The sequence below is a fragment of the Cupriavidus necator N-1 genome, assembly GCF_000219215.1.
Lineage (GTDB): Bacteria > Pseudomonadota > Gammaproteobacteria > Burkholderiales > Burkholderiaceae > Cupriavidus > Cupriavidus necator.
On sequence record NC_015723.1, the window covers coordinates 1,091,248 to 1,115,878 of the forward strand.

Annotated in this window: 22 protein-coding genes; 11 read left to right on the forward strand and 11 right to left on the reverse strand. The window is 65.4% G+C overall.

Annotation, left to right across the window (positions count from 1 at the left end):
- The first annotated feature begins 94 nt into the window (after nt 1–94).
- The 3 genes from CNE_RS23110 to CNE_RS23120 all read left to right on the forward strand — a co-directional run bounded on the left by CNE_RS23110 (nt 95) and on the right by CNE_RS23120 (nt 3,697).
- Nucleotides 95–1,054, forward strand: a complete 960-nt coding sequence (locus CNE_RS23110; protein WP_238553125.1) for a MurR/RpiR family transcriptional regulator — start codon at nt 95–97, stop codon at nt 1,052–1,054.
- A gap of 228 nt (nt 1,055–1,282) precedes the next feature.
- Nucleotides 1,283–1,468: a hypothetical protein gene (locus tag CNE_RS23115; RefSeq protein WP_041228605.1), complete on the forward strand. Its 186-nt coding sequence runs from the start codon at nt 1,283–1,285 to the stop codon at nt 1,466–1,468.
- A gap of 48 nt (nt 1,469–1,516) precedes the next feature.
- Nucleotides 1,517–3,697, forward strand: a complete 2,181-nt coding sequence (locus tag CNE_RS23120) for a phosphocholine-specific phospholipase C (protein ID WP_013952701.1) — start codon at nt 1,517–1,519, stop codon at nt 3,695–3,697.
- Nucleotides 3,698–4,047: 350 nt separating this feature from the next.
- On the opposite strand, the gene CNE_RS23125 is transcribed toward CNE_RS23120, so the two are convergent.
- On the reverse strand, nt 4,048–4,875 hold the full coding sequence (locus CNE_RS23125) for an SDR family NAD(P)-dependent oxidoreductase (protein WP_013952702.1): 828 nt from the start codon (nt 4,873–4,875) through the stop codon (nt 4,048–4,050).
- Nucleotides 4,876–4,974: 99 nt separating this feature from the next.
- Here CNE_RS23125 and CNE_RS23130 point away from each other — a divergent pair, with 99 nt between their 5' ends.
- The 7 genes from CNE_RS23130 (at nt 4,975) to CNE_RS23160 (ending at nt 11,803) form a co-directional block, all read left to right on the forward strand.
- Nucleotides 4,975–5,349, forward strand: coding sequence for a heavy metal-responsive transcriptional regulator (locus tag CNE_RS23130; RefSeq protein WP_013952703.1), 375 nt, complete (start codon nt 4,975–4,977; stop codon nt 5,347–5,349).
- A gap of 225 nt (nt 5,350–5,574) precedes the next feature.
- A complete protein-coding gene (locus tag CNE_RS23135; RefSeq protein WP_013952704.1) occupies nt 5,575–6,432 on the forward strand; it encodes an ABC transporter ATP-binding protein in 858 nt (285 codons plus the stop codon).
- Nucleotides 6,433–6,438: 6 nt separating this feature from the next.
- Complete coding sequence (locus tag CNE_RS23140) at nt 6,439–7,272, forward strand: ABC transporter permease (RefSeq protein WP_041228844.1); 834 nt, start codon at nt 6,439–6,441, stop codon at nt 7,270–7,272.
- Nucleotides 7,273–7,277: 5 nt separating this feature from the next.
- Nucleotides 7,278–8,081: an ABC transporter permease gene (locus tag CNE_RS23145; RefSeq protein WP_041228606.1), complete on the forward strand. Its 804-nt coding sequence runs from the start codon at nt 7,278–7,280 to the stop codon at nt 8,079–8,081.
- 327 nt (nt 8,082–8,408) lie between these two features.
- Nucleotides 8,409–9,134: an SDR family NAD(P)-dependent oxidoreductase gene (locus tag CNE_RS23150; protein WP_041228607.1), complete on the forward strand. Its 726-nt coding sequence runs from the start codon at nt 8,409–8,411 to the stop codon at nt 9,132–9,134.
- Nucleotides 9,135–9,636: 502 nt separating this feature from the next.
- Nucleotides 9,637–10,779, forward strand: a complete 1,143-nt coding sequence (locus CNE_RS23155) for a 3-deoxy-7-phosphoheptulonate synthase (RefSeq protein ID WP_013952708.1) — start codon at nt 9,637–9,639, stop codon at nt 10,777–10,779.
- 229 nt (nt 10,780–11,008) lie between these two features.
- Complete coding sequence (locus CNE_RS23160; RefSeq protein WP_013952709.1) at nt 11,009–11,803, forward strand: SDR family oxidoreductase; 795 nt, start codon at nt 11,009–11,011, stop codon at nt 11,801–11,803.
- Nucleotides 11,804–11,941: 138 nt separating this feature from the next.
- Here CNE_RS23160 and CNE_RS23165 read toward each other — a convergent pair whose 3' ends face one another.
- The 8 genes from CNE_RS23165 to hppD form a co-directional block, all read right to left on the reverse strand.
- Nucleotides 11,942–12,943 carry a Bug family tripartite tricarboxylate transporter substrate binding protein gene (locus CNE_RS23165; RefSeq protein WP_013952710.1) on the reverse strand — a complete coding sequence of 334 codons (1,002 nt, stop codon included), beginning with the start codon at nt 12,941–12,943 and terminating at the stop codon, nt 11,942–11,944.
- A 175-nt stretch (nt 12,944–13,118) separates the two neighbouring features.
- A complete protein-coding gene (locus CNE_RS23170) occupies nt 13,119–13,979 on the reverse strand; it encodes a MipA/OmpV family protein (RefSeq protein ID WP_404997172.1) in 861 nt (286 codons plus the stop codon).
- 111 nt (nt 13,980–14,090) lie between these two features.
- Nucleotides 14,091–16,304, reverse strand: a complete 2,214-nt coding sequence (locus CNE_RS23175) for a xanthine dehydrogenase family protein molybdopterin-binding subunit (RefSeq protein ID WP_013952712.1) — start codon at nt 16,302–16,304, stop codon at nt 14,091–14,093.
- Nucleotides 16,301–17,299: an FAD binding domain-containing protein gene (locus CNE_RS23180; RefSeq protein ID WP_013952713.1), complete on the reverse strand. Its 999-nt coding sequence runs from the start codon at nt 17,297–17,299 to the stop codon at nt 16,301–16,303. The genes CNE_RS23175 and CNE_RS23180 overlap by 4 nt, the downstream gene beginning before the upstream one ends.
- A 9-nt stretch (nt 17,300–17,308) precedes the next feature.
- The gene (locus CNE_RS23185) at nt 17,309–17,881 is read right to left on the reverse strand and encodes a 2Fe-2S iron-sulfur cluster-binding protein (protein WP_013952714.1); all 573 of its coding nucleotides are present in this window, start codon (nt 17,879–17,881) and stop codon (nt 17,309–17,311) included.
- A 237-nt stretch (nt 17,882–18,118) separates the two neighbouring features.
- Nucleotides 18,119–19,315, reverse strand: coding sequence for an amino acid aminotransferase (locus CNE_RS23190; RefSeq protein ID WP_013952715.1), 1,197 nt, complete (start codon nt 19,313–19,315; stop codon nt 18,119–18,121).
- Between the two features lie 108 nt (nt 19,316–19,423).
- The gene (locus CNE_RS23195) at nt 19,424–20,818 is read right to left on the reverse strand and encodes an amino acid permease (RefSeq protein ID WP_013952716.1); all 1,395 of its coding nucleotides are present in this window, start codon (nt 20,816–20,818) and stop codon (nt 19,424–19,426) included.
- Nucleotides 20,819–21,005: 187 nt separating this feature from the next.
- Nucleotides 21,006–22,085 carry a 4-hydroxyphenylpyruvate dioxygenase gene (gene hppD, locus CNE_RS23200; RefSeq protein WP_013952717.1) on the reverse strand — a complete coding sequence of 360 codons (1,080 nt, stop codon included), beginning with the start codon at nt 22,083–22,085 and terminating at the stop codon, nt 21,006–21,008.
- Between the two features lie 229 nt (nt 22,086–22,314).
- On the opposite strand from hppD, the gene CNE_RS23205 reads away from it, so the two are divergent.
- Nucleotides 22,315–22,788 (forward strand): Lrp/AsnC family transcriptional regulator, encoded by a 474-nt coding sequence (locus tag CNE_RS23205; RefSeq protein WP_010812428.1) that lies wholly within the window; start codon nt 22,315–22,317, stop codon nt 22,786–22,788.
- Between the two features lie 6 nt (nt 22,789–22,794).
- Here the strand turns inward: CNE_RS23205 and CNE_RS42210 are convergent, their stop codons facing one another.
- Both CNE_RS42210 and CNE_RS23210 read right to left on the reverse strand, forming a co-directional pair.
- Nucleotides 22,795–23,043 carry a hypothetical protein gene (locus CNE_RS42210; protein ID WP_013952719.1) on the reverse strand — a complete coding sequence of 83 codons (249 nt, stop codon included), beginning with the start codon at nt 23,041–23,043 and terminating at the stop codon, nt 22,795–22,797.
- Nucleotides 23,040–24,605 (reverse strand): PAS domain-containing sensor histidine kinase, encoded by a 1,566-nt coding sequence (locus CNE_RS23210; RefSeq protein WP_238553126.1) that lies wholly within the window; start codon nt 24,603–24,605, stop codon nt 23,040–23,042. Before CNE_RS23210 ends, CNE_RS42210 begins: the two co-directional genes overlap by 4 nt.
- Nucleotides 24,606–24,631 lie beyond the last annotated feature (26 nt).

A 24,631-nucleotide genomic window follows, 5' to 3' on the forward strand; every position in this document is an offset into this window, starting at 1 on the left:
ATTCACCATACACTTTTGCAGGTCGATCGATGCCGATTCCGTTTTGCCACCCTGGCTTCGCGCCCTACCGTCAGTCCGTGGGCGGGCGGGGCCCATGGTAAAGGGCCGCCGCGGCGCGGGCGTATCGCAGAGCCGGCAATCATCGTCGCAGGCGTCATCGGCCAGAACGGAGGCCGCGCAGACCGCCGAGCCAGCACCGCCGTCGGCCACCACGTCGGCGATGCTCGCGCGCATTCACAGCATGCGGGACTCGCTGGGGCCGGCCGGGCAGCGCATTGCCGATTTCGTGACCCGGTATCCGCAGACCGTGATCCATATGTCGGTCAGCGAAGTGGCCGAGCGCACCAGTGCGAGCGAGGGCAGCGTGGTCGGTTTCTGCAAGAGCCTGGGCGCGACGGGCTTCCAGCAACTGAAGATCCTGCTGGCGCAGGAACTGGTGCAGGGGGTCCAGATCATCCACGAAGACCTCGAGCCCGGCGACACCTGCCCGGCGGTCATGCGCAAGATCTTCCAGAGCAACGTCCAGACGCTGCATGACACCAGCGCCGTGCTCGACGTGGCCGCGATCGAGCGCGCGGTCGCATTGCTCAGGGCGGCCGAACGCATCGAGATCTATGGCATTGGCAGCGCGGCGCCAATCGCCGAGGATGCGCAGTACCGCATGCTGCGGATCGGGCTCAACGTGAAGGCGGTCGTGGATTCGCATATCCAGGCCATCAGCGCATCGCTCGCGGGCCCCAGGGTTGCCACGCTGACCATCTCGCATTCGGGCAGCACGCACGAAACCGTGACAGCCACGCGGCTGGCCCGGGAGAGCGGTGCCAGCACCATCTGCATCACCAATTTCGGCAAGTCGCCGATCCAGGCCTTCGCCGACGTCGTGCTGTTCACGATGGCGCGCGAGACCCGCTTCCGGACCGAGGCGATGACCAGCCGCCTGGCGCAACTGGCGATCATCGATGTGCTGATCGCCTGCCTCGCGCTTACCGACTACGACACCTCCGTCGAAACGCTGCGGCGTACGTTCGACGTCCTGTCGCTCAAGCGATATTGAGCCCCAGCCGGCCCGCGCCGGCATCCTGACATTCTCCTGCCGCAGTTGTCGTCCAGCCTTGCTCCCGTCAGTGGCGGGAGCGGGTGCTGTTCCACGTCCAAGGAATGAGGATAATTCAAATGTGCAAACAAATGAATTGAGCAATATTCATTTATATGTCACATGGGGAACCTAGTCTTCGAGTCGCGTCAGCCCCGTCCCCCTGACCCTCGAACACTAGGAGTCCTCATGAAAAAGCCATTGTGGTATGGCCGTGCCGCGCTGCTCGCGGCGCTCTTGTCCCTTGCCCTCACCGCGTGCGGTGGCGGCGAGGATAGCAGCAGCATCACTCCCCAGGCCGTCAAGACAACCATGCAGGCGGCAGCAGCCGACGACGCGGCAGCGTCGAAGAAGGGCATGCACTGCGCACCCTGACACGCCCGCGATCCTCCCCCCATCGTCCGCACCTACCATTCCCCGATCATGACCAAAATCGATCGACGCACCTTCCTTACCGGCGCCGTCAAAAGCGCGGCCGCTGCTTCGGTTCTGTCGATGCTGCCGCCCAGTATCGCGCGCGCACTCGCCGTTCCCGCTGCGGTCAATACCGGCACGATCCAGGACGTGCAGCACGTGGTGATCCTGATGCAGGAAAACCGCGCCCTGGACCATTACTTCGGCGCCATGCGCGGCGTGCGCGGCTTCGGCGACCGCTTCCCGGTGCCGGTGCCGTCAGGCAAGCCGGTGTGGTACGAGTCGAACGGCACGCGCGAGATCACGCCGTTCCACCTCGACAGCGCGACCGTCAACGCGCTGCGCGTCTCCGGCACGCCGCACAGCTTCATGGATGCGCAGAATGCGTGGAACCAGGGCCGTTTCGGCTTCTGGGCCAAGTACAAGAACGACCATTCGATGGGCTACTACCGTCGTGAAGACATTCCGTTCCAGTACGCGCTGGCCGAGGCCTTCACGCTTTGCGACGCCTACCACTGCAGCCACGCCGGTGGCACCGACCCGAACCGCATCACCTTCATGTCGGGCTCCAACTACAACCCCGCGATGCGCGAGGCGGGGCGCAACTGCACGCTTGACGATGCGGAGGTCAACAACCTGCGCTGCAGCGTGGGCGGCAAGCTGCCCACGCCGGGCTACACATACAAGGGTTCCGCCTTCCAGTGGTCCACGCTGCCGGAACTGCTGCAGGCAAAGGGCGTCAGCTGGCGCATTTACCAGAACCCCAACGCCAACTGGGGCGGCCTGCTGCATGGCGGGCTCGCCTTCAAGAGCTTTCGTGAATCGCAGCCGGGCAATCCGCTCTACGACAACGGCATGAGCAGCTGGACCATCGAGCAGCTGGCCGCGCATGTGCGGGACGACACGCTGCCGGCCGTGAGCTGGATCCTGCCGACGCCGGCGCAGTCCGAACATCCGGGCGGCCCGTCGAGCGCAACCGAAGGCGCGGCCTTCATCAACACGGTGCTGACGGCGCTAACCGCCAATCCGGAGGTCTGGAGCAAGACCGTGTTCTTCATCACCTTCGATGAGAATGACGGCTTCTTCGACCATATGCCGCCGGCCGCGGTGCCGTCCTACGACGCCAATGGTGTCCTGCACGGCAAGTCGACTGTCGACGTCACCGGCGAATACTTCGACACCGCCGGCAATACGGCGCTCGACGGCACCACCACCAGCGGCGAGACCATCCGCCTGCGCCCGTACGGGTTCGGCCCGCGCGTGCCGATGTATGTGATCTCGCCGTGGACGCGCGGCGGCTGGATCAACTCGCAGGTGTTCGACCACACCTCGATGGGGCGCTTCCTGGAACAGCGCTTCGGCATCACGGTGCCCGCGATCAGCCCGTGGCACCGCGCAGTGGCCGGCGACCTGACTTCCGTCTTCGATTTCAGGACGCCGAATGACCAGGTGTTTCCGACGCTGCCGGATACCAGCAACTACCAGCAGGTGATCGCCGAGCAGCTGGCGAAACCCAAGGCGACGGCACCGGCCGTGCCGGCGTCGTTGTTCCAGGAGACTGGCACCAAGTATTCGCGCGCGCTGCCCTATGTCCTCCATGCGAGTGCGCTGGCCGAGCCCACCATAGGCAAGCTGAAGCTGATCTTCAGCAATACGGGGGAGCAGGGCACGGTCTTCCATGTCTACGACCGGCTCCATCTGGACCAGATTCCGCGCCGCTACACGGTCGAGCCCGGCAAGACGCTGGACGATGAATGGGATGCGCGCACCACGGACAACGGGCGCTATGACCTGGCGGTCTACGGGCCTAACGGCTTCGTGCGCATGTTCAAGGGCCAGCTGCCTGCGGACGCCATGGCCGATGCCCCTGAGGTACGCGTCTGCTACGACCTGGACAAGGGCAGTGTCTACCTGTCGGCACGCAACGACAGCAAGGGCGCAGTCAACGGTGGCGGCAAGCCGCTGACGCTGGTGGTGACGCCCAACGCTTATCGTAACGACGGTCCGTGGCAACTCCATATCACGGCCGGCGCCGAGGTGGAGCACCACTGGCCGCTGCAGGAGAGCGGCAACTGGTACGACTTCACGGTCACGGAAGCCGAAAGCGGATTCGAACGGCGCTTCGCAGGTCGCCTGGAGACCGGCCAGCATGGCGTGACGGACCCGGCGATGGCAACCGGGCTGGGCTGAGCGTCCGGTCGCTGCGGTCGGGCCGGAATGCGTGCCGGATCGCAGTTTTGCGCGGTGATGGCATATCGCCTCGAAGCTCCGGATCTCGTGCGGATCTGCAGCTTGCATCGCTGGTGGGCCGCCCAGCCTCTTTGAGGCTGCCGTCGACCATCGGGAAGAGGCAAACGGCGCGAGACCATCTGGCTCACGCCGTTTTGCCGTCCAGCGCTGCTCATCCGTTGCGCGGGTCAGCAGCTGTTCGAGTAGTGATCGGCGGAGGTCGCTTGTCGGCCAGTTGCAGCCATTCGCTATCCGCCGAAGACGATCTGAGGATCGCGACGTCGAGACTACCATCTGGAAACGGCGCAGCCCTACGCCTTGAGATCTGTTGCCGCGAGATCCTGAACTTCTCTTGGCCGAAGGATTTTCTCAACGAGCCGAGCCGACATCTGGCGGCTCAGTAGTCTCTGTAAGTTCGCCAGCAGTCGATTTCGCGCCCCCACAACCCAATAGCTCAGATTGCGATCGAGCGCCCACAAGGCATCCTGCACCACGTTCGCGACCGGCATCGGCACGCCGACAGCAGCCTCCTTCGCGCCAACAACGTCGAAAAAGGCCGTTTGCGTCGCGCCAGGACATAGCGCGACGACCCGGATGCCCCGATGCCGGTTCTCAGCCCAAACAGCTTCCGAAAATGACAGGAGAAAGGCCTTCGTCGCACCGTAGACGGCCATATACGGATCGGGCTGGAATGCCGCGGTTGACGCGACGTTGATGACTGCGCCGTCGGATCGCGCTTGCATCCCCGGCAGCAGAAGATGAGTCAGCTCGATCGCGGCGATGCAGTTCACCAGAACTTCATCGCGCTGGCACGTCAACGGAATCGTTTCAAAGCGCCCGTAAGCTGCGAAGCCCGCATTGTTGATTAGCACATCGACGACCGTGCCGGTTTGCTTCAGATGACGATCGATCGTGTCGACGGCGTTGGCCGCGCTCAGGTCGACCGTCAGAAAATCGGCGTCGCACGCATAGTCGCGTCGCAGTTCTGCGGCCAGATTGCGCAGCTTGTCGTGAGAGCGTGCGACCAGCAGGAGTCTCGCACCGCGTTCGGCCAACGCATAGGCAAACGCGCGCCCGATACCCGACGATGCACCGGTGACGAGTGCTGTTTTTCCGCCAAAATCGAAAGATTTGCTCATAGCTTGCTGATGGAGTGGAACGGGAGTTGCACTCTAAACCGTTGACTATAGGCAACGGTCAAGCGTAAATGTCGTTCCACGACATTGATTGGAGGCAGCATGCGCATCGGCGAGCTATGCAAGAGGGCGGGTGTATCGCGCGACACCGTCCGTTACTACGAACGTATGGGTCTGCTGGACAAACCAACACAACCTAACGCGACGAACACTTACAAGCGCTATTCCGAACTTTCGTTACAGCGGATACGGCTGATCGTCCACGCGAAGGAGTTGGGCTTCACGCTGGCGGAAATTGGCGACGTTGTCCATGTATGGGAAAGTCCGACGTTCGGCGTTGACCAAAAGGTCGCGTGCCTGCAAGCAAAACTCGCCGAACTCGACGCAAAGAGTCTTGCGTTGAACACGCTGCGAACAGGGTTGCTGAATGCGTTGGCCAAAGTTGGCGGCGATTGTGTCGAAGAAGAAATAGCGTGATGAGTCGCGGCCGTGCAAGTGTCATGCTGCCTCGAACAGGAACGTCAATGGCCGCTTTGGGTCGACAAGAGACCTTCGTTCGCCTTAGATAGCGGGACTCCTCCACAGATTTTCGTGGCAAGGCAAGCAGTCCCACAGCCGCACCGCGGTCGCGAGATCGGAAAGGGGGGGGTAGGCCACGGCCCGCACTTCGTGTAAAATCCCCCGCCCTCATCGTGCCCAGCCATGCCCCAGATCGTCGTCAGTCATCTACGAAAGACCTACCGCATCCACGAGCGCGACCCGGGCGTGCTCGGTGCGTTGCGCGCGCTGGTGCGGCCGCGCTATCGCACGGTCGATGCGCTGGCCGGGGTGTCGTTCGAACTGCAGCGCGGCGAACTGCTGGGCTTCATTGGCCCGAACGGTGCGGGCAAATCGACCACCATCAAGATTCTTGCGGGCATCTTGCGGCCAGACGGCGGCCGCGTTGAAATCGACGGACGCGTCCCGTTCGATGACCGCGAGCGGCATGTGGCGCGCATCGGCGTGGTGTTCGGGCAGCGCACGCAGCTCTGGTGGGATCTTCCGGTCGGTGAGGGATTCGCGCTGCTGCGCGACATCTATCGGGTCGACCCGGTGCGCTTTGCCCGTACGCGCGACGAACTGGTCGCGCTGTTGCGTCTCGAACGCCTGCTCGACCAGCCTGTGCGCCAGCTGTCGCTGGGGCAGCGCATGCGCGCCGAGATCGCGGCGGCGTTGCTGCATGAGCCCGACATCCTGTTCCTGGACGAGCCCACCATCGGGCTGGATGCGCCTTCCAAGCTCGCGGTCCGTGACTTCGTGCGGCGCGCCAACCAGGAACGCGGCACTACCGTGCTGCTGACCACGCACGACATGCATGACATCGAGGCGCTGGCCAGGCGGGTGATCGTCATTGGCCACGGCCGCGTGCTGGCCGACTGCGCGGTCGAGGCGTTGCGGTCGCAGGTGGTGGCTGCACGCCGCCTGGACGAGGGCCTCCCCGAGGACGCGGAGGACGAGGGCATGACCATCGAGGCCGTCATCGCGCGTTTCTACGCGATGCACGGCGCGGCCGAGGCCTAGTCCATGATGGCGCCGCGCGAACTCGTGCGTCCCTATCTCGCGGCGTTCAGGTCCCGGTTCCTGCAGATGCTGCAGTACCGGGTGGCGGCCTACGCGGGTTTCCTTACGCAGTGCTGGTGGGGTGGTATCAAGGTCATGATTCTGGTGGCGTTCTACGGCAGCGCGGCGGCGAGCGCGCCGCTGTCGCTCGCACAGGCCATCACCTATACATGGCTGGCTCAAGGCCTGCTCGCGCTGCTGCCGTGGTTGGGCGATCCGGAAGTCGCGCAGGCGGTGCGCACCGGCGCGGTGGCCTACGACAGGCTGCGGCCGGTGGATGCCTATGCGCTGTGGTTTGCGCGCTCGGCCGGGTGGATCGCGGCACGCGTGCTGCCGCGCATGGCGTTGATGGCCGCGTTTGCGGGTATCGCGCTGCCATTGGCCGGGTTTGGCGACTGGGCCTTGCAGCCGCCCGCGGGGCCGGCAGCGGGCATGGGCTTCATCGTCTCGATGCTGTTTGCGCTGCTGTTGTCCACCTCGCTTGTGATGCTGCTCAACATCGCGGCGGCTGCGGCGCTCAATGAACGAGGCATCAATACGCTGGCGGGGCCGGTCGTGGTCGTGTTCTCAGGCAACCTGCTGCCTCTGGCGCTGCTCCCCGACGCCTGGCAAACCGTGCTGCTGATGCAACCGTTGGCTGGCGTGATGGATATTCCGGCGCGCATCTACTTCGGGCAACTCGGCGGCGCGGAAGCGGTCGCCGGATTGGGCCTTCAATGCCTGTGGATCGTGCTGCTGGTCGCTGCCGGCCATGCGGCCATGAGCCGAACGATGCGCCGGCTCTACGTGCAAGGCGGATGAGGCGCATGGGCTCGCTGGCATTGTTCGTCCGCCTTGCGATGGCCTCGCTGAGCAGCCAGGCGCGCTATCCCGCGTCGGCGCTGATGCTCACGCTGGGTCAGTTTCTTGCCACCGGGATCGAGGTGATCGCGGTCTGGGCCCTGTTCGACCGCTTCGGCGACGTGCAGGGGTGGCGAATCGGCGAAGTGGCGCTGTTCTACGGGTTGGTGAACTGCATGTTCGCCATCGCCGATGCCATCGGGCGCGGATTCGACGTGCTGGGCACGACCTTTTTGCGTACCGGCGAATTCGACCGCTTGCTATTGCGGCCCCGCCCTTTGGCTCTGCAATTAATGGGGCATGACGTCCGCATCAGCCGCCTGGGGCGATTGCTGCAAGGGCTGATGGTGTTGGCCTTTGCAACGGTGCAGGTGGGCATCGCGTGGACACCGGCATCAATCGCCATTGCCCTGTTTGCGGTCGCAGGCGGCGTGGCGCTGTTTCTTGGCATTCTCGTGTTGCAGGGTACGCTGTCCTTCTGGACCATCGAGAGCCTCGAGATCGCCAATGTGCTCACATACGGTGGCGTACAGGCGACGCAATATCCGGTGGCCTTGTATGCGCGGTGGTTCCGGTACGTGCTGACCTTTGCTGTGCCGCTGGCCTGCGTCGCCTACTACCCTGCGTTGGCGATATTGGGCAAGCCTGATCCGATCGGTGCGCCGACCTGGACAGGGCTGGTGTCACCGTTGACGGGTTTCGTTTTTCTCCTGGCGGCCATCGGCGCATGGCGTATCGGGCTGCGCCACTACACGTCGACTGGCAGCTAGCTGGTCACGGTCTGGGCCGTTATTGAGTTTCATCGCCCACGGTGGCGCAGATTGACGACCGCGAGAGGGACTCCGCTGACATCTGACGGCCGGCGAACACCATGTCTGTGTGGCCGCCTTCGACCATGCAAGTATTTGTCTGGAAGCGAACAGAGCATGCCCGACGAGGGCTAGTACCGTAGGGATCGGCGGGTGGGTTGCATGGCAAGTCCTGTCGCCGATGACGCGACGAGGCAAGGCTCAGGGTATTGCCTGCGTCATAAAGCGGGGGCGGCGTCTGCCGTGCGCGCTACCGCTTCTACGCAGCCATGGCGCGCTGGGGATGCCGTGTCAAATATCTATGATCTATCGGGGAAGGCAGCGCTGGTGACCGGCGGTGCAAAGGGGCTCGGTCGGGCGATCGTTGCGCAACTGATCGACAGTGGTGCGCGTGTGCATGCTTGGGATATCGTGCCGTTCCAGATGGAAGGTGCCAGCACTGAGGTCGTCGATGTCTCCGATGCCGGGCAGGTGGGGCTGGCGCTGGCGCGACTGGTCGATGCGGGATATCGCTTCGACATCCTGGTCAACGCTGCCGGCTACCTTGGCCCAATGCAGCCATTCGAGAATCACGAAGCCTCACAATGGCATCGCATCATCGCCGTGAATCTCCTAGGGACCATGTACGTCGTGCAGGCGATGTTGCCGCACATGTTGCGCTGGGGAGGTGGCCGCATCATCAATATGGGCTCGCTGGCTGGCAAGGAGGGGCTGGCGGGGCTGGCTGCATACTCCGCGGCCAGCGGCGGCGTGGTCGTTCTAACCAAAGCAATCGGCCGCGAACTGGTGAAGCGCAACATCTATGTTAATTGCGTGGCACCCGGGCCCATGGATACCGACATGATTCACGCGCTCGGCAGCCACGAGGTGGCGGCCATGGTTGCTGATAGCCCGGCCGGGCGCCTGGGTGATCCGGCCGAGGCTGCGCACCTGGTAGCGTGGCTATGTTCGGACGCCAGCCGCTTTAATGCAGGCGCTGTCTTTGACATGTCCGGTGGGCGAGCGCGATTTTAAGGAAGTGCGGATCTTCGGTTGGCATGTCGTGAGATCGATTCGATAATCCACTCCGACCCGGGCGTCAACGGCTTGATCTTCCCCAAATCGCAGCACGCGACACAGACGGCTTTCGAGCCAAGCTTCGTGGCGCGCACGGCTGCCGTCTTGCCCCGGCGATGGGCATTCGGCGGGCGGCCTGACATCGTAGTTCCCCCGCAAAAGTCGGGACCGCTGATTGGCTGGTTTGCCAATCGCCATGGTTGGCTTTGCGCAGCGCCGGGCTGATAATCACGACAGTGGCCTCGGGAGGATGCATGACGATAAGGGCTGAGGGGGTGAGAATAGCCAGGTCCTGGCTGGATGCGGCGTTTGCTGACGCGCACCAGCGCGCCTGGGCCGTCCCTCAGGAGCCGTCGCCGTCGCTACCTGCCGCATCGCAACGACATATTCCGGATTCCGCTGCTGCGCCTGACTGGCACCCGCCGGCGGTCTTCCTGTCCCAGTTCTCCAGGAGCTAGCCATGAATGATCCACAGAAATCTCCGTTGACCATTGCCGAGGGTTGGCAGGCGCCGCCGGACCGCACCAGCGTGACTGACGACGCCCGCGTCGAAGACATCATTCCGCTGCCCCCGCCTGAACACCTGATCCGTTTCTTCCCCATCCGGGGCACGCCGGTCGAATCCCTGGTCACCCAGACGCGCCAGCGCATCTCGCGCATTCTGCATGGCAAGGATGACCGGCTGCTTGTGATCATGGGACCTTGCTCGATCCACGACCCGCAGGCGGCACTCGAGTACGCACGGCGGCTGATGGAGCAGCGCCAGCGCTACGCCGGGACCCTGGAGATCGTGATGCGTGTGTACTTCGAGAAGCCGCGTACCACGGTGGGCTGGAAAGGACTGATCAACGACCCGTATCTGGACGAAAGCTATCGCATCGACGAGGGCCTGCGCATCGCGCGCAGCCTGCTGGTTGATATCAATCGCCTCGGGTTGCCGGCGGCCGGCGAGTTCCTGGACGTGATCTCGCCCCAGTACATAGGCGACCTGATCTGCTGGGGCGCGATTGGTGCCCGCACCACCGAGAGCCAGGTGCACCGCGAGCTGGCTTCGGGCATATCAGCACCGATTGGCTTCAAGAATGGCACTGACGGCAACATCAGGATTGCCATCGACGCTATCCAGGCCGCATCGCGTCCACATCACTTCCTGGGCGTGCACAAGAACGGGCAGGTGGCGACGGTGCATACCAAGGGCAACCCGGACTGCCACGTCATTCTCCGTGGCGGCAAGGCCCCGAACTACGATGCGGATTCCGTGGCGGCCGCCTGCAGGGAACTGGAAGCGGCCGGGCTCGGCAACTCGCTGATGGTGGATTGCAGCCACGCCAACAGCAGCAAGCAACACCTGCGGCAGGTCGATGTCGCGCGGGACGTGGCGCAACAGATAAGCGGCGGCAGTGACTCCATTTTCGGGGTAATGGTCGAAAGCCATCTGTTCCCCGGCGCACAGAAGTTCACCCCGGGCGTGCACAGTCCTTCCGCGTTGTCATACGGGCAGAGCATCACCGACGCCTGCATCGGGTGGGACGACTCGGTGGCGGTGCTGGACATGCTTAGCGAGGCGGTCAGTCTGCGCCGCGGGCCGGATTCGCAGCCGTAGGAAAGACGTCAGGGCATTGCATGCCTCCAGTATCCGGAAGGGCAGCTGACAGCTCGGTTGGAGGTACTTCCGCCGGCGACACGCCGCGTCCACTATAACTAACGGACACAGGCGGGGACGGGCGTGCCCGTCCAGCTCGGAATGTCCTGCAGAATGTCTGCCAATCGGCCTGTCTGGCGTGCTGCGTGAGCATGGCAAGCCTGTCACCAGGCTACCGAAGGAGAGCGACATGTCCGAGACAAGCAAGGTAGTCCTGGTGACGGGTGCTACCGGAGGCATCGGGAGCGCCGTCTGCTTACGGCTGGCGAACTCAGGCTATTCGCTGATTCTTGCCGCGCGCGACATTAGCAAGCTGCAAGCCGCTTGCGCGGCGCTGGACAGGCCGGGCCTCCCGTCACATCGCTGGATCTCCGTCGACATGTCCAGTGATGCCTCTATCGCATCTTTTTCCCATGAGCTTGCGACGGACGGAACCGTTCTCGACGGCGTCGTATTGATGCCCCCGCAAATGCGGCCCACCGGCGATTGCCAGCCTCCGGCGGACATGTGGCGACAATTGTTCCAGAGCAACTTTATCGGCCCCCTCGAACTCCTTAAGAGCGCGATCTCCACAATGCGGCCAGATCCTTCCCAAGGACGCCGGGCAAAAATTGTCATCATTTCTGCCATCACCTCAGTGCAAGCCCTTGGAAACTACGCCACCAGCAATGTCCTGCGTTGTGCCTGGCTGGCTCAGGCCAAGACGCTCGCTTTCGCGATGGGCGAACGAGGAGTTCACGTCAATACCCTCTCCCTCGGTGGCACCCTGACCCCAGACTATGTGGCATCGATCGACCTGCGCGCCACCAAGGCTGGCGTGACCTTCTCTGAACGGTTAGCCGAGGAAACATTGAACATCCCCTTGCGAAAGTATGGAAGGCCTGAGGAGGTCGCCCTGGCGGTCGAAGTCTTGTTATCCCCCTTCTCCGATCACATGACTGGCGTGAACCTGCTGCACGATGGCGGGTTCACGAGAGCCTATTGAGTATTAACCAGGGAAACAGCGTTCCTTTTCAGTCGACAAGAGACCTTCATTTACCTCGGAAGTCGCCATCCAAAAAAAACATGGCGAGCCTGGTAGCTCGCCATGTTTATACCCGGGCATGTATTGCGGTCTGCAACCTCAATCCAGCGTAATCTTCCCCGCCTTAACAATCTCCGCATAGCGCGTAGTATCGCGCTCGATCAGCTTGCGGAACTCCTCAGGCGTACCGCCTACCGGCACAAATCCTAGGTCGGTCAGCTTCTTCGTGACCTCCGGGCTGCGCGTGGCCGCGGCGATTTCCTTGGCCATGCGGGCCACGATCGGTTGCGGCGTGCCAGCCGGCGCCATCAGCCCGGTCCACGAACTCATCACGAAGCCGGGGAAACCTGCTTCTTCCATGGTCGGGATGTTGGGCTCGCCGGGCCAGCGCTTGGCGGAGGCCACGGCCAGCACATTGATCTTGCCCGACTTCACATGCGGCATCGGCACCAGCAGCGGGTCGAAGGCCACGGAGACTTCGCCGGACACTAGCGCGGGCAGGATCGGCGCGCTGCCGTTGTACGGCACGTGGGTCAGCTTGAGCTTCGATTCCATCGCCAGGCGCTCGCCCGTCAGGTGCGCGGAGCTGCCGACGCCGCTGGAACCGAAGGTCAGCGTGTCGGGGTGCTTCTTGCCGTAGTCGACCAGTTCGGCGACGGTCTTGACCGGCAGCTTCTTGCTGGAGAACAGGAACAGCGGCAGCTCGGCCATTTCCGCCACCGGCACCAGGTCCGTGGGCTTGTAGCTGAGCTTGGAATACAGCGACATGTTCGCGCTGTAGGCGGCCAGCACCGACACGAAGGTGTAGCCGTCCGGCGCCGAGCGCGCGGCCACGCCGACGCCCAAGGTGCTGTTGGCGCCGGGTTTGTTCTCGATGATGATCGGCTGGCCCAGCCGCTGCGAGACTCTTTCGAACACGACGCGCGAGACGGTGTCGGTGGAGCCGCCAGGCGTGTAAGGCACGATTACCTTGATCGGCTTGGCCGGCCACGCTTCGGCGGCGAGGGCAGTGGGGGCGGTGTGGGCGGCGGCCAGGCCGGCAATGGCCATGGCGGCGAAACGCGCGCTGCGCGATACGCGATGCTTGATGCTGGACTTCAACTACATCTCCTTCCTTGGCTTCTTCGACTATCCCCTGGCGGGGATGCTGCGGCCGGATATTCCGGCCGGCCAATTATGCGGGACGCAGTATTGAGGTTCCGGGGCAATACCGCCCAAATCGCGGACGCCAGCCATCCACTGTGCGATAGCCGCACGGCGCGGCCGACGATCCGGCTCAGAATTCGTAGTTGATCGACAGGTCGAAGACCCCGTTGGTCGACTTGCGCGTGATCGGGCTGTCCGCCGCATCGCCGGCCAACTGCGAGATCGCGATGTCGCTGGTGGCAAACCAGTGCTTGTTGAAATACCACACCGCGCTGACGCCGAAGCCGTAGGACTTGATGCCGCCGCGCGCATGGTAGGCGGGCCGCCCGGCGCGGGCCTGCGAGTCGCTGACGCCGTACCAGGCGTTCATATAGCGCGAGTCGGCCAGCGTCACGGTGGGGCCGGCAAACCAGAAGAATTTTTCGGAGCTACCCGGCAGCGGCATATAGGCGCCGATATCGCCGACCCAGCCGTCGCTGCCGCCCAGGCTGCGGCGCGCGTCGATGCGCAGCACCAGCGGGAATTCCTTCGAGACCGCGTATTCCGCGAACAGCTTGCCTTCCGGCGCCGGGTTGATATTGCCCATGCCGTCCAGGTGCGGCGAATCCTCCTTTGCGCGCCGTCCAAGGTTGTAGGTCAGCGCGATCCCCGCGCGCCAGTTCTTGCCCCGCAGCAGGTTCACGCCCAGTCCTTCGCCGATCGAAGCAAAGGCCAGGTCGCGGTAGCGGATATCGATGCTGGGCCCGCCGATGACGATGTATTCCGACGAGCCGTCGTAGCGCGGCCGCACCATGGCCGCGGCGCCGAGCCGGACTTGCCAGTCGGGGATGGTGTCTTCAAACAGCTTCTGGAGCGGAATGCCGGCGGAGAACTGCCATTCCGCCAGCGGTGCCGGGGTCTGGGCGCTGGCCAGGCCCGGGGCCAGGACGGCGCCGGCGGCCAGCAGCAGGGCAATGCACGAGGACGGACGCTTGGGGTAGAGCTCGGTCACGGCAGCCTCCAAGCCCGCCAGGCGGGCAGTCAGGTTGCGGGCGCGGGGCCCGTGGGCCACATCTTTCCATTGGATGGCGGCCAGCGCAACCACCCGGGGCCTGGGCGGGTCTCAGTCCAGCAGCTTGTCCAGCGTAATCGGCAGGTCCCGTACGCGCCGGCCGGTGGCATGGTACACGGCATTGGCGATGGCCGCGGCCACGCCGACGATGCCGATCTCGCCGATGCCCTTGGTGCCCAGCGCGTTGATATGTGGATCGTCCTCGTCCACCACTGTCACGTCGATGGTGCCGACGTCGGCATTGACCGGCACGTGGTACTCGGCCAGGTTGGCATTGGCCACGCGCCCGGTGACGGGATCCAGCTCGGTCTTCTCATGCAGCGCCATGCCGATGCCCCAGATAATGCCGCCCTTGAGCTGGCTGTGCGCGGTCTTGCGGTTCAGCAGCCGGCCCACGCCGTAGCTGGCGACGATGCGGCGGACGCGGATCTCGCCCAGGTCTGGATCGACATGGACCTCTGCAAAGACCGCGCCAAAGGCGTGCATTGCGTATTGCTTCCGCTCCTTGCCGGGCTTGGCGCTGGCCCGCGCTTCGATCGCGTGGCCACCTGCGCGGGTGATCGGCGCGGACACGGGTTCGCGCTGCGTCGGATCGGAGCGGCGTTGCAGCCAGCCGTCGGCAATCTCCACGTCTTTCGCCGGCACGCCCGACAGCGGCGAGGCCGGGTCCGCCACGGCTTGCCGGATCAGTTGCCCGCGCGCGGCCGCGGCGGCTTGCTGCACGGCAGGCGCGACGCTGGCGACCGACTGCGAGCCCCCCGACACCGGGGCCTCGGGGAAGGCCGTGTCGCCCAGTTCAAAGCGCACGCGCTCGGGCGGCAGCCCCAGTGCGTCGGCTGCGACCTGCGTCATGACCGTATAGGTGCCCGTGCCGAGGTCTTGCGAGCCGGAGCGTACCAGTGCGGTGCCGTCCGGCAGCAGGCGCACCATCGCGCTGGCGCCCGAACGATAGGTGGGATAGGTCGCGGTGGCCATGCCCAGGCCCACCAGCTTGCCGTTGGCGTGCATCGAACGCGGTTCGGGGTTGCGGCGCGCCCAGTCGAAGCGCTCGGCGGCCTCCCGATAACATTCACGCAGCGATTTGCTGGAAAACGGCAACTGCTTCTCAGGGTCGGTATCGGCGTGGTTGCGCAGGCGCAGCGCGACCGGGTCGATGCCGAGCTGTTCCGCCAGCTCGTCCAGCGCGCATTCCAGCGCAAAGCTGCCAGTGGCTTCGCCCGGCGCCCGCATGAAAGTGGGGGTGCCGATGTTCAGCTTGACCAGCCGCTGGCTGGTCTGCAGGTTGGGGCAGGCATAGAGCCGGCGCGTGATCAGCGCCGCGGATTCAAGCCAGTCTTCGATCATCGAGGTGCAGGCGGTCACATCGTGGCGGATTGCGCTCAGCGCGCCGTCCTGTGCCGCGGCAGCGACCAGATGCTGCTCAGTCAGGGGCCGCGCGCCTACGGTGCCGAACATCTGCGTCCGGTCCACCACCAGCTTCACCGGGCAGCCCGCCTGCCGCGCCGCCATCGCGGCCAGCATCACGTGGGACCATACCGAGCCCTTGCAGCCGAAACCGCCGCCTACGTATGGGCAGATCACGCGAACCTTCTCCATGGGAATGCCGAACGTGGCCGATGCGACCTTGCGGACGCCGGTGACGTATTGCGTCGCGTCGTACAGCGTCAACTCGCCGCCGTCCCAGACGGCGATGGTGGCGTGCGGCTCCATCGGGTTATGGTTTTCCATCGGCGTGGTGTAGACCGTGTCGACCACGGCGGCGGCGCTGCGCAGGCCGGCGTCAGGATCGCCGCGATGGCTGTCGGCCGATCCGTCCTCGTCCTCGTCGGGTTTGCGTGCCTGTGTGCGGGCCTGCGCAAAGTCCAGCACGGCGTCGGCGCGCCGGTATTGCACCGGCAGGCAGCGGGCGGCGTCGCGCGCTTGCTCCAGGGTGTCGGCCACGACCACGGCGATGGGCTGGTTGTTGTAGTGGATGGCGGTGTCCTGCAGCAGGTTCATGACGTGCCCGGCCGTGGCAATGTCCGCGGCGGCCTTTCCGCCCTTGGGCAGGTGCGGTGCATTGAAGGGTGTCATCACCAGCCGCACGCCTGGCATGCGCTCACAGGCGGCGGTGTCCATCGACGTGATCTTGCCGCAGGGGATGGTGCTGGTCACCATCACCGCATGGGCCAGGCCCTGCAGCGGATGGTCGGCGGTATAGCGGGCGCGGCCGGTGACCTTTGGGATGCCGTCGACACGGTCGAGGGGGGCCCCGGTTACGCTCATGCTGAGGCTCCTTGCGGCCGGCTGGCGACCTGCAGCGCGCGCAGCACGGCACGTTGCGCCAGTCCCACCTTGAAAGCGTTGTGGGCATAGGGATGCGCGCCATCAAGCAGCAGCCGCGCGGCTTCGGCGGCGCTGTGCGCGCTCAGCGGACGGCCCGCCAGGGCCCGCTCCGCCGCCGGCACGCGCCACGGCTTGTGCGCCACGCCGCCCAGCGCCAGGCGGGCGCTGCGCACGGTGTTGCTGTCGATTTCCAGCGCCGCGGCCACCGAGACCAGCGCAAAGGCAAAGCTGGCGCGGTCGCGCACCTTCAGGTAGTGGGCATGGGCGGCATAGGGCGAAGGCGGCAGGTCGATGGCGACGATCAGCTCGCCCGGCGCCAGCATGGTGTCGCATTGCGGCGTGTCGCCAGGCAGCCGGTGGAAGTCGCCCATGGGGACGCGGCGCTCGCCGGTGGTGGCGCGTACCACGACCACGGCTTCCAGCGCGGCCAGTGCCACGCACATATCGGACGGATGCACGGCGATGCATTGCTCGCTTGCGCCCAGGATGGCGTGGATGCGGTTGATGCCATCGCGCGCGCCGCAGCCGGAGCCGGGCTTGCGCTTGTTGCAGGCGGGGAAGCCGGGATCGTAGAAGTAGTGGCAGCGCGTGCGCTGCAGCAGGTTGCCGCCCACCGTGGCCATATTGCGCAGTTGCCCGCAGGCGCCCGCCAGCAGCGCTTGCGCCAGCAGCGGATAGCGTTCGCGCACCAGCGGGTGGTTGGCCGCATCAGTGTTGCTGACCATCGCGCCGATGCGCAGGCCGCGGTCGGGCAGCGCTGCCACCTGGGCCAGCGGCAGCCGGCTGACATCTACCAGCAGCCGTGGCGCTTCCACGCCGGCCTTGACCAGGTCGAGCAGGTTGGTGCCACCGGCGACATAGCGCGCCCCCGGCTGGCCGCCCAGGCGCATGGCGTCGTCGACAGACTCGGGCCGTTCATAGGAAAAAGGATTCATGCCCGGTCCTCAGCGGCTGCCGTGCCGGCTGCAGACCTCGCGGACCGCGGCAACGATATTGGGGTAGGCGCCGCAGCGGCACAGGTTGCCGCTCATGCGCTCGCGGATTTCATCGTCGCTGAGCGGCAGGGCCGCCGGGCGCAGCGACTGGACCGCGCTCGCCTCACCGGCCTGCGCCTCGGCCAGCATGCCCACCGCAGAGCAGATCTGGCCGGGCGTGCAGAAGCCGCACTGCAGCGCGTCGTGCGCGATGAAGGCGGCCTGCATCGGATGCAGCGTGTCGCCGCTGGCCAGGCCTTCGATGGTGGTGATCTGGCGGCCTTCCTGCATCACCGCCAGCGTCAGGCAGGCGTTGATGCGCCGCCCGTCAACCAGCACCGTGCAGGCGCCGCACTGGCCGCGGTCGCAGCCCTTCTTGGCGCCGGTCAGGTGGATCACTTCGCGCAGCGCGTCAAGCAGCGTGCAGCGGGGCTCCAGCTGCAGCGTGCAGGGCTTGCCGTTGATATGCAGCGTGACCGGGCGGGCAGCGGCGCCGGGGGGCAGGGCGGTGCTGCACTGGGCGGGGGCCTTGTCTTCGGACATTTGCGGGCCTTCTGTGGGGACTCCGGCACGGTGGGGGACGGTGCCTGGGATGCAGGAAGGCTGCAAGTTCAGTGCCGGGGATGGCCGTGGCGATGGGCCTGAGGAAAGCCAGGGGAAGCCGTGGCTGGAAAGTCAAAAACTCCACGGCGTTTGTAGAAATTACGCTGGCGCGTCCCATGCGCCGCAAAAAAAACGGCGCCCGAAGGCGCCGCCTGGTAATGCCGTCTGCCGTCAGGTTTAGCCCTGCAGCACACTCCCGATGGCCTTGGCCACGATGCCGACATTGCGCTCGTTCAGCCCGGCCACGCACATGCGGCCCGAGCGCAGCAGGTACACGCCGTGCTGCTCGCGCAGGCGCTCGGCCTGGTCGGCGGTGAGGCCGGTGTAGGTGAACATGCCGCGCTGGGTCAGGTAGCGCGACAGGGCCTCGCCGCTGACATGGTCGCGCAGGTTGTGGTGGATCGCCTCGCGCATGCGCGCGATGCGGTTGCACATCTGGGCCAGTTCTTCTTCCCACAGCTGGCGCAGCTCGGGCGTGGTCAGCACCTTGGCCACCACGCGCGCGCCGTGCGTGGGCGGGTTGCTGTAGTTGGCGCGCACCGCGCCGGTCAGCTGGCCCAGCACGTTGGCGGCTTCGCCGGCGGTGTTGCAGAACACGCTCAGGCCGCCGCAGCGCTCGCCGTACAGCGAGAAGTTCTTCGAGAACGAGTTGGCCACCAGACAGGGCACATCCTGCGCCACCAGCTCGCGGATGGCGAAGGCGTCGTCTTCCAGGCCTGCGCCAAAGCCCTGGTAGGCCATGTCGACAAACGGCAGCAGCTGGTTGGCCTTGAGCAGCGCGATCAGCTGGCGCCACTGGTCCTGGTTCAGGTCCACGCCGGTCGGGTTGTGGCAGCAGGCGTGCAGCAGCACGATGCTGCCCGCGGGGATGGCGCGCAGCGCGTCCATCATCGCGTCGAACTTCAGGCCGCCGGTGGCGTCGTCATAGTACGGGTAGGTATTGACGGTGAAGCCGGCGCGCTCGAACACCACGCGGTGGTTTTCCCAGCTGGGATCGCTGATCCACACCTGCGCCTGCGGGTAGTAGCGCTTGAGGAAATCAGCGCCCACGCGCAGCGCGCCCGAGCCGCCCAGCGTCTGCAGCGTGGCGATGCGGCCGGCGGCGCGCGCCGGCGAGTCTTCGCCGAACACCAGCGCCTGCACCGCGTTGCGGTAGGCCACCAGGCCCGACATCGGCAGGTAGGGGCGCGGGCCCATGTCGGCCAGCAGCGCGGCTTCGGCCTTGGCCACGGCCTGCATCACCGGCAGGCGGCCCTCGTCGTCAAAGTAGATGCCGATGCTCAGGTTGACCTTGTCGGTACGCGGGTCGCGCTGGAAGTCCTCGTTGAGCGAGAGGATCGGATCGCCGGGAAATGCCTCGATGTGTGCAAACATGGGGTGCGATGGAATTGGGTCGGGGGGCAGCTGCCGCGGCGCAGGGGGCGTCGCGCAGCCTGAATTCTAACCGGCGGCGCCCGCAGCCTGCAGGCGCCGCCTTGCCGCTCAGCGCAGTTGCTGGGCGGCCACGCCGCTTTGCAGCGCGGCGGCCGCGTTTTTCTGGCGCACCAGGTAGCTCACGCCGAGCACCACCAGCCACACCGGGATCAGGTAGACCGAGAGGCGCAGGCCAGGCGTCAGGTACATCACCACCAGGATGCCGGCCAGGAACACCAGGCACAGGTAGTTGGTGAGCGGATAGCCCCAGCTCTGGAACTTCGTGGCCTGGCCCGCGCGGCGCTTGTCGGCGCGGAACTTCAGGTGGATCAGGCTGATCATCGCCCAGTTGATGATGAGCGCCGACACCACCAGGCCCATCAGCATCTCAAACGCCTTGCCGGGCATGAAGTAGTTGATCACCACGCAGGCCGCGGTGGCCACGGCCGAGAACGCCAGTGCCGTCAGCGGAATGCCGCGCTGGTTGACCTTGAGCAGCGCCTTGGGGGCGTTGCCTTGCTGGGCCAGGCCGTACAGCATGCGGCTGTTGCAGTACACGCCGCTGTTGTAGACCGACAGCGCCGCAGTCAGCACCACCACGTTCAGCACATTGGCCACCCAGTTGCTGTTCAGCGCGTGGAAGATCAGCACGAACGGGCTGCCGCCGGTGACCACGTTCTCCCACGGGTACAGCGACAGCAGCACTGCCAGCGCGCCCACGTAGAAGATCAGGATGCGGTAGATCACCTGGTTGGTGGCCTTGGGGATGGTCTTCTCGGGCGAATCCGCCTCGGCCGCGGTGATGCCCACCAGCTCCAGCCCGCCGAACGAGAACATGATCACCGCCATGGCCATCACCAGGCCGCCCATGCCGTTGGGGAAGAAGCCGCCGTGCTGCCACAGGTTGGCCACGCTCGCTTGCGGGCCGGCATTGCCGGACACCAGCAGGTAGCCGCCGAAGCCGATCATGCCGATGATGGCCGCGACCTTGATGATCGAGAACCAGAACTCCATCTCGCCGAAGGATTTCACGCTCGACAGGTTGATCGCGTTGATGATCACGAAGAAGGCCAGCGCCGAGACCCAGGTCGGGATCTCGGGCCACCAGTACTGCACGTAGATGCCAACGGCCGAAAGCTCGGCCATGCTCACCAGGATGTACAGCACCCAGTAGTTCCAGCCCGACAGGAAGCCGGCGAAATGGCCGCAGTATTTGTCGGCGAAGTAGCTGAACGAGCCGGCGACGGGCTCGTCCACCACCATCTCGCCCAGCTGGCGCATGATGAAGAACGCCACGATGCCGGCGATCGCATAGCCCAGCAGGACTGAGGGGCCCGCCATCTTGATGGTCTGGGCGATGCCCAGGAAAAGGCCGGTGCCGATGGCGCCACCCAGCGCGATCAGCTGGATATGCCGGTTCTTCAGGCCGCGCTTGAGCGTGCCGTCATTGCTGCTTGCATGCATTCAGTTGTTTCCTCTACCCATTCTCATGGAATGCGGGCCCGCGTTTCTGGCTTGTATTGAGTCGAACGCTTGGGCCTGGGGGACGTCACCACCCGCGCGGCAGGGTGACTGCCGCGAAGGTGGTGTGCGCGTTTCCGGACCCGGCTGTGCCCGTCAAGGGCTGCCGGTCAGGGAAGGCCGATGCCGGTCAGGCCTCGACCTTGAGCGTGCCGCGTTCGATCTGGTCGCGTTCCAGCGACTCGAACAGGGCCTTGAAGTTGCCTTCGCCGAAGCCTTCGTCGCCGCGGCGCTGGATGAACTCGAAGAACACCGGGCCGAGCGCGGTCTTGGAGAAGATCTGCAGCAGCAGGCGAGGCTTGCCGCCTTCGGTGGTGCCGTCCAGCAGGATGCCGCGCGACTTCAGTTGCTCCACAGGCTGGCCGTGGCCGGGCAGGCGCTTGTCCAGTGCTTCGTAGTAGTAGTCGTTCGGCGCGGTCATCAGCGGCACGCCTGCCAGTTGCAGGCGGTCGATGACCTCGATCAGGTTGTCGGTCAGGAAGGCGATATGCTGGATACCCTCGCCGTTGAAGGCCATCAGGAACTCTTCGATCTGCCCGGCGCCCTTGGACGATTCCTCGTTCAGCGGGATGCGGATTTTACCATCCGGCGCGGTCATGGCCTTGGAGGTCAGGCCGGTGTATTCGCCCTGGATGTCGAAGTAGCGGATTTCGCGGAAGTTGAACAGCTTTTCGTAGAAATTGGCCCAATAAGCCATGCGGCCACGGTAGACGTTGTGGGTCAGGTGGTCGATCAGCTTGAGACCGTGGCCGACCGGGTGGCGGTCGACGCCTTCGATGAACTCGAAGTCGATGTCATAGATCGACTTGCCTTCCTCGAAGCGGTCGATCAGGTACAGCGGCGCGCCGCCGATGCCCTTAATCGCGGGCAGGCGCAGTTCCATCGGGCCGGTCGGGATCTCCACCGGCTGTGCACCCAGTTCCAGCGCGCGGGCGTAAGCCTTGTGCGAATCCTTGACGCGGAAAGCCATGCCGCAGGCGCTCGGGCCGTGTTCGGCGGCAAAGTAGGCGGCGTGGCTGTGCGGCTCGCGGTTGACGATGAAGTTCACTTCGCCCTGGCGGTACAGCACCACGTCCTTGGAGCGGTGCTTTGCCACCAGCGTAAAGCCCATCTGCTCGAACAGCGGCTCAAGCACGTTGGGGGTGGGCGAGGCGAATTCCACGAATTCGAAGCCCATCAGCTGCATCGGGTTGTCAAACAGGTCGGCCATGGCTTTCTCACTAAAGGGGCGGGAAATAATATTGTGGCGGCGGCACTTGGCGGTGGGGTCGCGCCGGAGTCAGTCGGCTCGGCGGAACCTCTTACAGGACAGGCCTGTAGTGCGCTTGCTTGGGATGCAGTGTATATTCCGGACGGCAAAATTGGATTTCGTAAAACAGGCAGGGAAACCCTAGATTATGAAATCTGATTGCGTGAATCACTGATATGAGGAAATCAAAGTGCAATCGATCGAGCTGGACCGTACCGATCGCCGCTTGCTGGGGGTGTTGCAGGAGCAGGGGCGGGCTTCCAACCTGGAACTGGCCGAGGCCATCGCGCTGTCGCCGGCGCAGACTTTGCGGCGCCACCGCCGCCTGGAAGAGGCCGGGCTGGTCAAGCGCTACGAGGCGCGGCTGGACGCGGCGGCGCTGGGCTTTGGCGTGGTGGCCTTTATCCATGTGACGATGGAGCGCGGGCATATCCGCGACCTGTCCAACTTCAAGCGCCTGGTGGCGGAGCTGGCACAGATCCAGGAATGCTTCTCGGTGACCGGGGATATCGACTACGTGCTGAAGGTGGTCGCCAAGGACCTGAAGTCGCTGTCTGACTTCCTGCTCGATACGCTGATGCGTATCCCGGGTGTCAGCGGCGTGAAGTCCAGCGTGTGCCTGGACGAGATCAAGTGCACCAGCGCGGTGCCGCTGGAGGCCTGAGCGGGCTTAGTCTTCCGGCTGGTCGAGGCGGTCGCACTGCACGTTCATCGCCCGGCACACTGCGCACCATGACGGCCGCGAGCCGGGCTTGACGCCGCAGTGGGCGGCCTCGTCACGCGTGCCGGCCTGGCGATCGGGCGTGCTGACCTGCACTGGCACGGCCACCCTGCGCGCCCGGTAGCCACTGGCGCAGGCTTTTGCCACCGCCGCATCCAGCACCTGCAGGCCAACCGGCTTGACGATCACGGCATTCATGCCCGCCGCCAGTGCCGCGGCATGGTCCGCCGCGACGGCGCTCGCCGTGCAGCCGATCGCCGGCACGCCGCCGCAGGCATCCTTGCGCGCGCGCACCGCCCGTGCGAATGCCAGGCGTCCATGACCGGCATGGCGCAGTCGCACACGATCACGTCGAAGCTGGCCCGGTCCAGCCTGGCCAGCGCTTCGCGGCCATCACAGGCGGTGCTCACGCGGTGGCCCAGGTGTTCCAGCTGGCGCTGCAGCAGCAACCGGTTGGGCGCATGGTCGTCGACCACCAGGACGTTGACCCGGCGCCGTGCGCAGCCCGCCGTGGGCGGCGGCACCGGCTCGGGCAGTTCCGTGGCGACGGCAAGCGTCAGCGGCAGCGTCACCATGACGCGCGTGCCCTGGCCCGGCTGGCTGGACAGCGAGATCTGGCCTCCCATCGCGCTGGCCAGGCGCTGGCAGATTGCCAGCCCCAGCCCGGTGCCGCCGGCATGGGGGCGGGTGCGGTCATGCACCTGTTCGAAGGGTTCAAACATCCGCGCCTGCGCGTCGGCGGGAATCCCGATGCCGGTGTCGGAGACGGTCAGCATGACCTGCTGCACGCCGTCGCGAGGCGCCAGCGCGTCAAGCCTGACATGGATCGTGCCGCTGTCGGTGAAGCGCACCGCGTTGGACACCAGGTTGGCCATGATCTGACGGAAACGCAGCGCATCGACCTGGTGCAGTGGCGCGACGGCGGCGCCGATGCCGCTGGTCAGTGGCAGGCCCTTCTGCGCCGCCACCGGTCCGAAGATCAGCAGCGTATCCTTGACCAGCCCGGGCAGAGAAACGGGTGCCGGGTGGATGCTGAACTTGCCGGCCTCCATCTTGGACAGGTCCAGGATGTCGTCGATCAGCGCCTGCAGGCCCAGCGCCGACTTGTGCGCGGTGACCAGCTGCAGGCGTTCCTGCTCGGCCAGTTGGCAGCGCGCCAGGGTCAGCTCCAGCATGCCGGTGATGGCGTTCATCGGGGTGCGGATCTCATGGCTGACCGAGGCCAGGAAGGTGGACTTGGCGCGGTTGGCGGCCTCGGCTTCGGTCTTGGCGTGCGCCAGCTCGGCCAGCATGTCGTGGCGTTCGGTCAGGTCGACGCAGCCGCCGGCCAGGCCCTTGACCGTGCCATCGGCGCCGCGCAGCGGTGTCATCCAGTTCAGCACGTGGTGGGTGCGCCCGCCCAGGCGCAGGCAGCGGTCCTTGTGCAGCGGGGTGCCGTCTTCGATCACCTTGTGGTAGTCGCGAACCACCTCGGCCATGTCGATGGCGATGGGATGCACCCGGACCGACGCCTCCAGCGGCTGCCCGCGCAACGTGTCGCGCGTGGCGCCGACCAGTTCTTCATAGCTGCGGTTGCAGGTGATGAGCCGCAGCGAGGCATCGCGCAGGTAGACGGGCTGGGGAATGCCGTCGAGCAGCGCCGACTGGATCGCGATGTTGTCCTTCAGCGCAATCTCCGCGGCCCGGCGCCGGCGCACCTCGCGATACAGCACGAAGATCCATGCCAGCAGGCAGAGCAGTCCGGTCGTCCACCCCAGCACCTGCCAATGCGCCTGTGGCCTTGCGT

Coding starts and splice junctions, on each gene's coding strand:
- CNE_RS23110 (WP_238553125.1), top strand. CDS start 95: ATGGTAAAGGGCCGCCGCGGCGCGGGCGTATCGCAGAGCCGGCAATCA.
- CNE_RS23115 (WP_041228605.1), top strand. CDS start 1,283: ATGAAAAAGCCATTGTGGTATGGCCGTGCCGCGCTGCTCGCGGCGCTC.
- CNE_RS23120 (WP_013952701.1), top strand. CDS start 1,517: ATGACCAAAATCGATCGACGCACCTTCCTTACCGGCGCCGTCAAAAGC.
- CNE_RS23125 (WP_013952702.1), bottom strand. CDS start 4,875: ATGAGCAAATCTTTCGATTTTGGCGGAAAAACAGCACTCGTCACCGGT.
- CNE_RS23130 (WP_013952703.1), top strand. CDS start 4,975: ATGCGCATCGGCGAGCTATGCAAGAGGGCGGGTGTATCGCGCGACACC.
- CNE_RS23135 (WP_013952704.1), top strand. CDS start 5,575: ATGCCCCAGATCGTCGTCAGTCATCTACGAAAGACCTACCGCATCCAC.
- CNE_RS23140 (WP_041228844.1), top strand. CDS start 6,439: ATGGCGCCGCGCGAACTCGTGCGTCCCTATCTCGCGGCGTTCAGGTCC.
- CNE_RS23145 (WP_041228606.1), top strand. CDS start 7,278: ATGGGCTCGCTGGCATTGTTCGTCCGCCTTGCGATGGCCTCGCTGAGC.
- CNE_RS23155 (WP_013952708.1), top strand. CDS start 9,637: ATGAATGATCCACAGAAATCTCCGTTGACCATTGCCGAGGGTTGGCAG.
- CNE_RS23160 (WP_013952709.1), top strand. CDS start 11,009: ATGTCCGAGACAAGCAAGGTAGTCCTGGTGACGGGTGCTACCGGAGGC.
- CNE_RS23175 (WP_013952712.1), bottom strand. CDS start 16,304: ATGAGCGTAACCGGGGCCCCCCTCGACCGTGTCGACGGCATCCCAAAG.
- CNE_RS23180 (WP_013952713.1), bottom strand. CDS start 17,299: ATGAATCCTTTTTCCTATGAACGGCCCGAGTCTGTCGACGACGCCATG.
- CNE_RS23185 (WP_013952714.1), bottom strand. CDS start 17,881: ATGTCCGAAGACAAGGCCCCCGCCCAGTGCAGCACCGCCCTGCCCCCC.
- CNE_RS23190 (WP_013952715.1), bottom strand. CDS start 19,315: ATGTTTGCACACATCGAGGCATTTCCCGGCGATCCGATCCTCTCGCTC.
- CNE_RS23195 (WP_013952716.1), bottom strand. CDS start 20,818: ATGCATGCAAGCAGCAATGACGGCACGCTCAAGCGCGGCCTGAAGAAC.
- hppD (WP_013952717.1), bottom strand. CDS start 22,085: ATGGCCGACCTGTTTGACAACCCGATGCAGCTGATGGGCTTCGAATTC.
- CNE_RS42210 (WP_013952719.1), bottom strand. CDS start 23,043: ATGAATGCCGTGATCGTCAAGCCGGTTGGCCTGCAGGTGCTGGATGCG.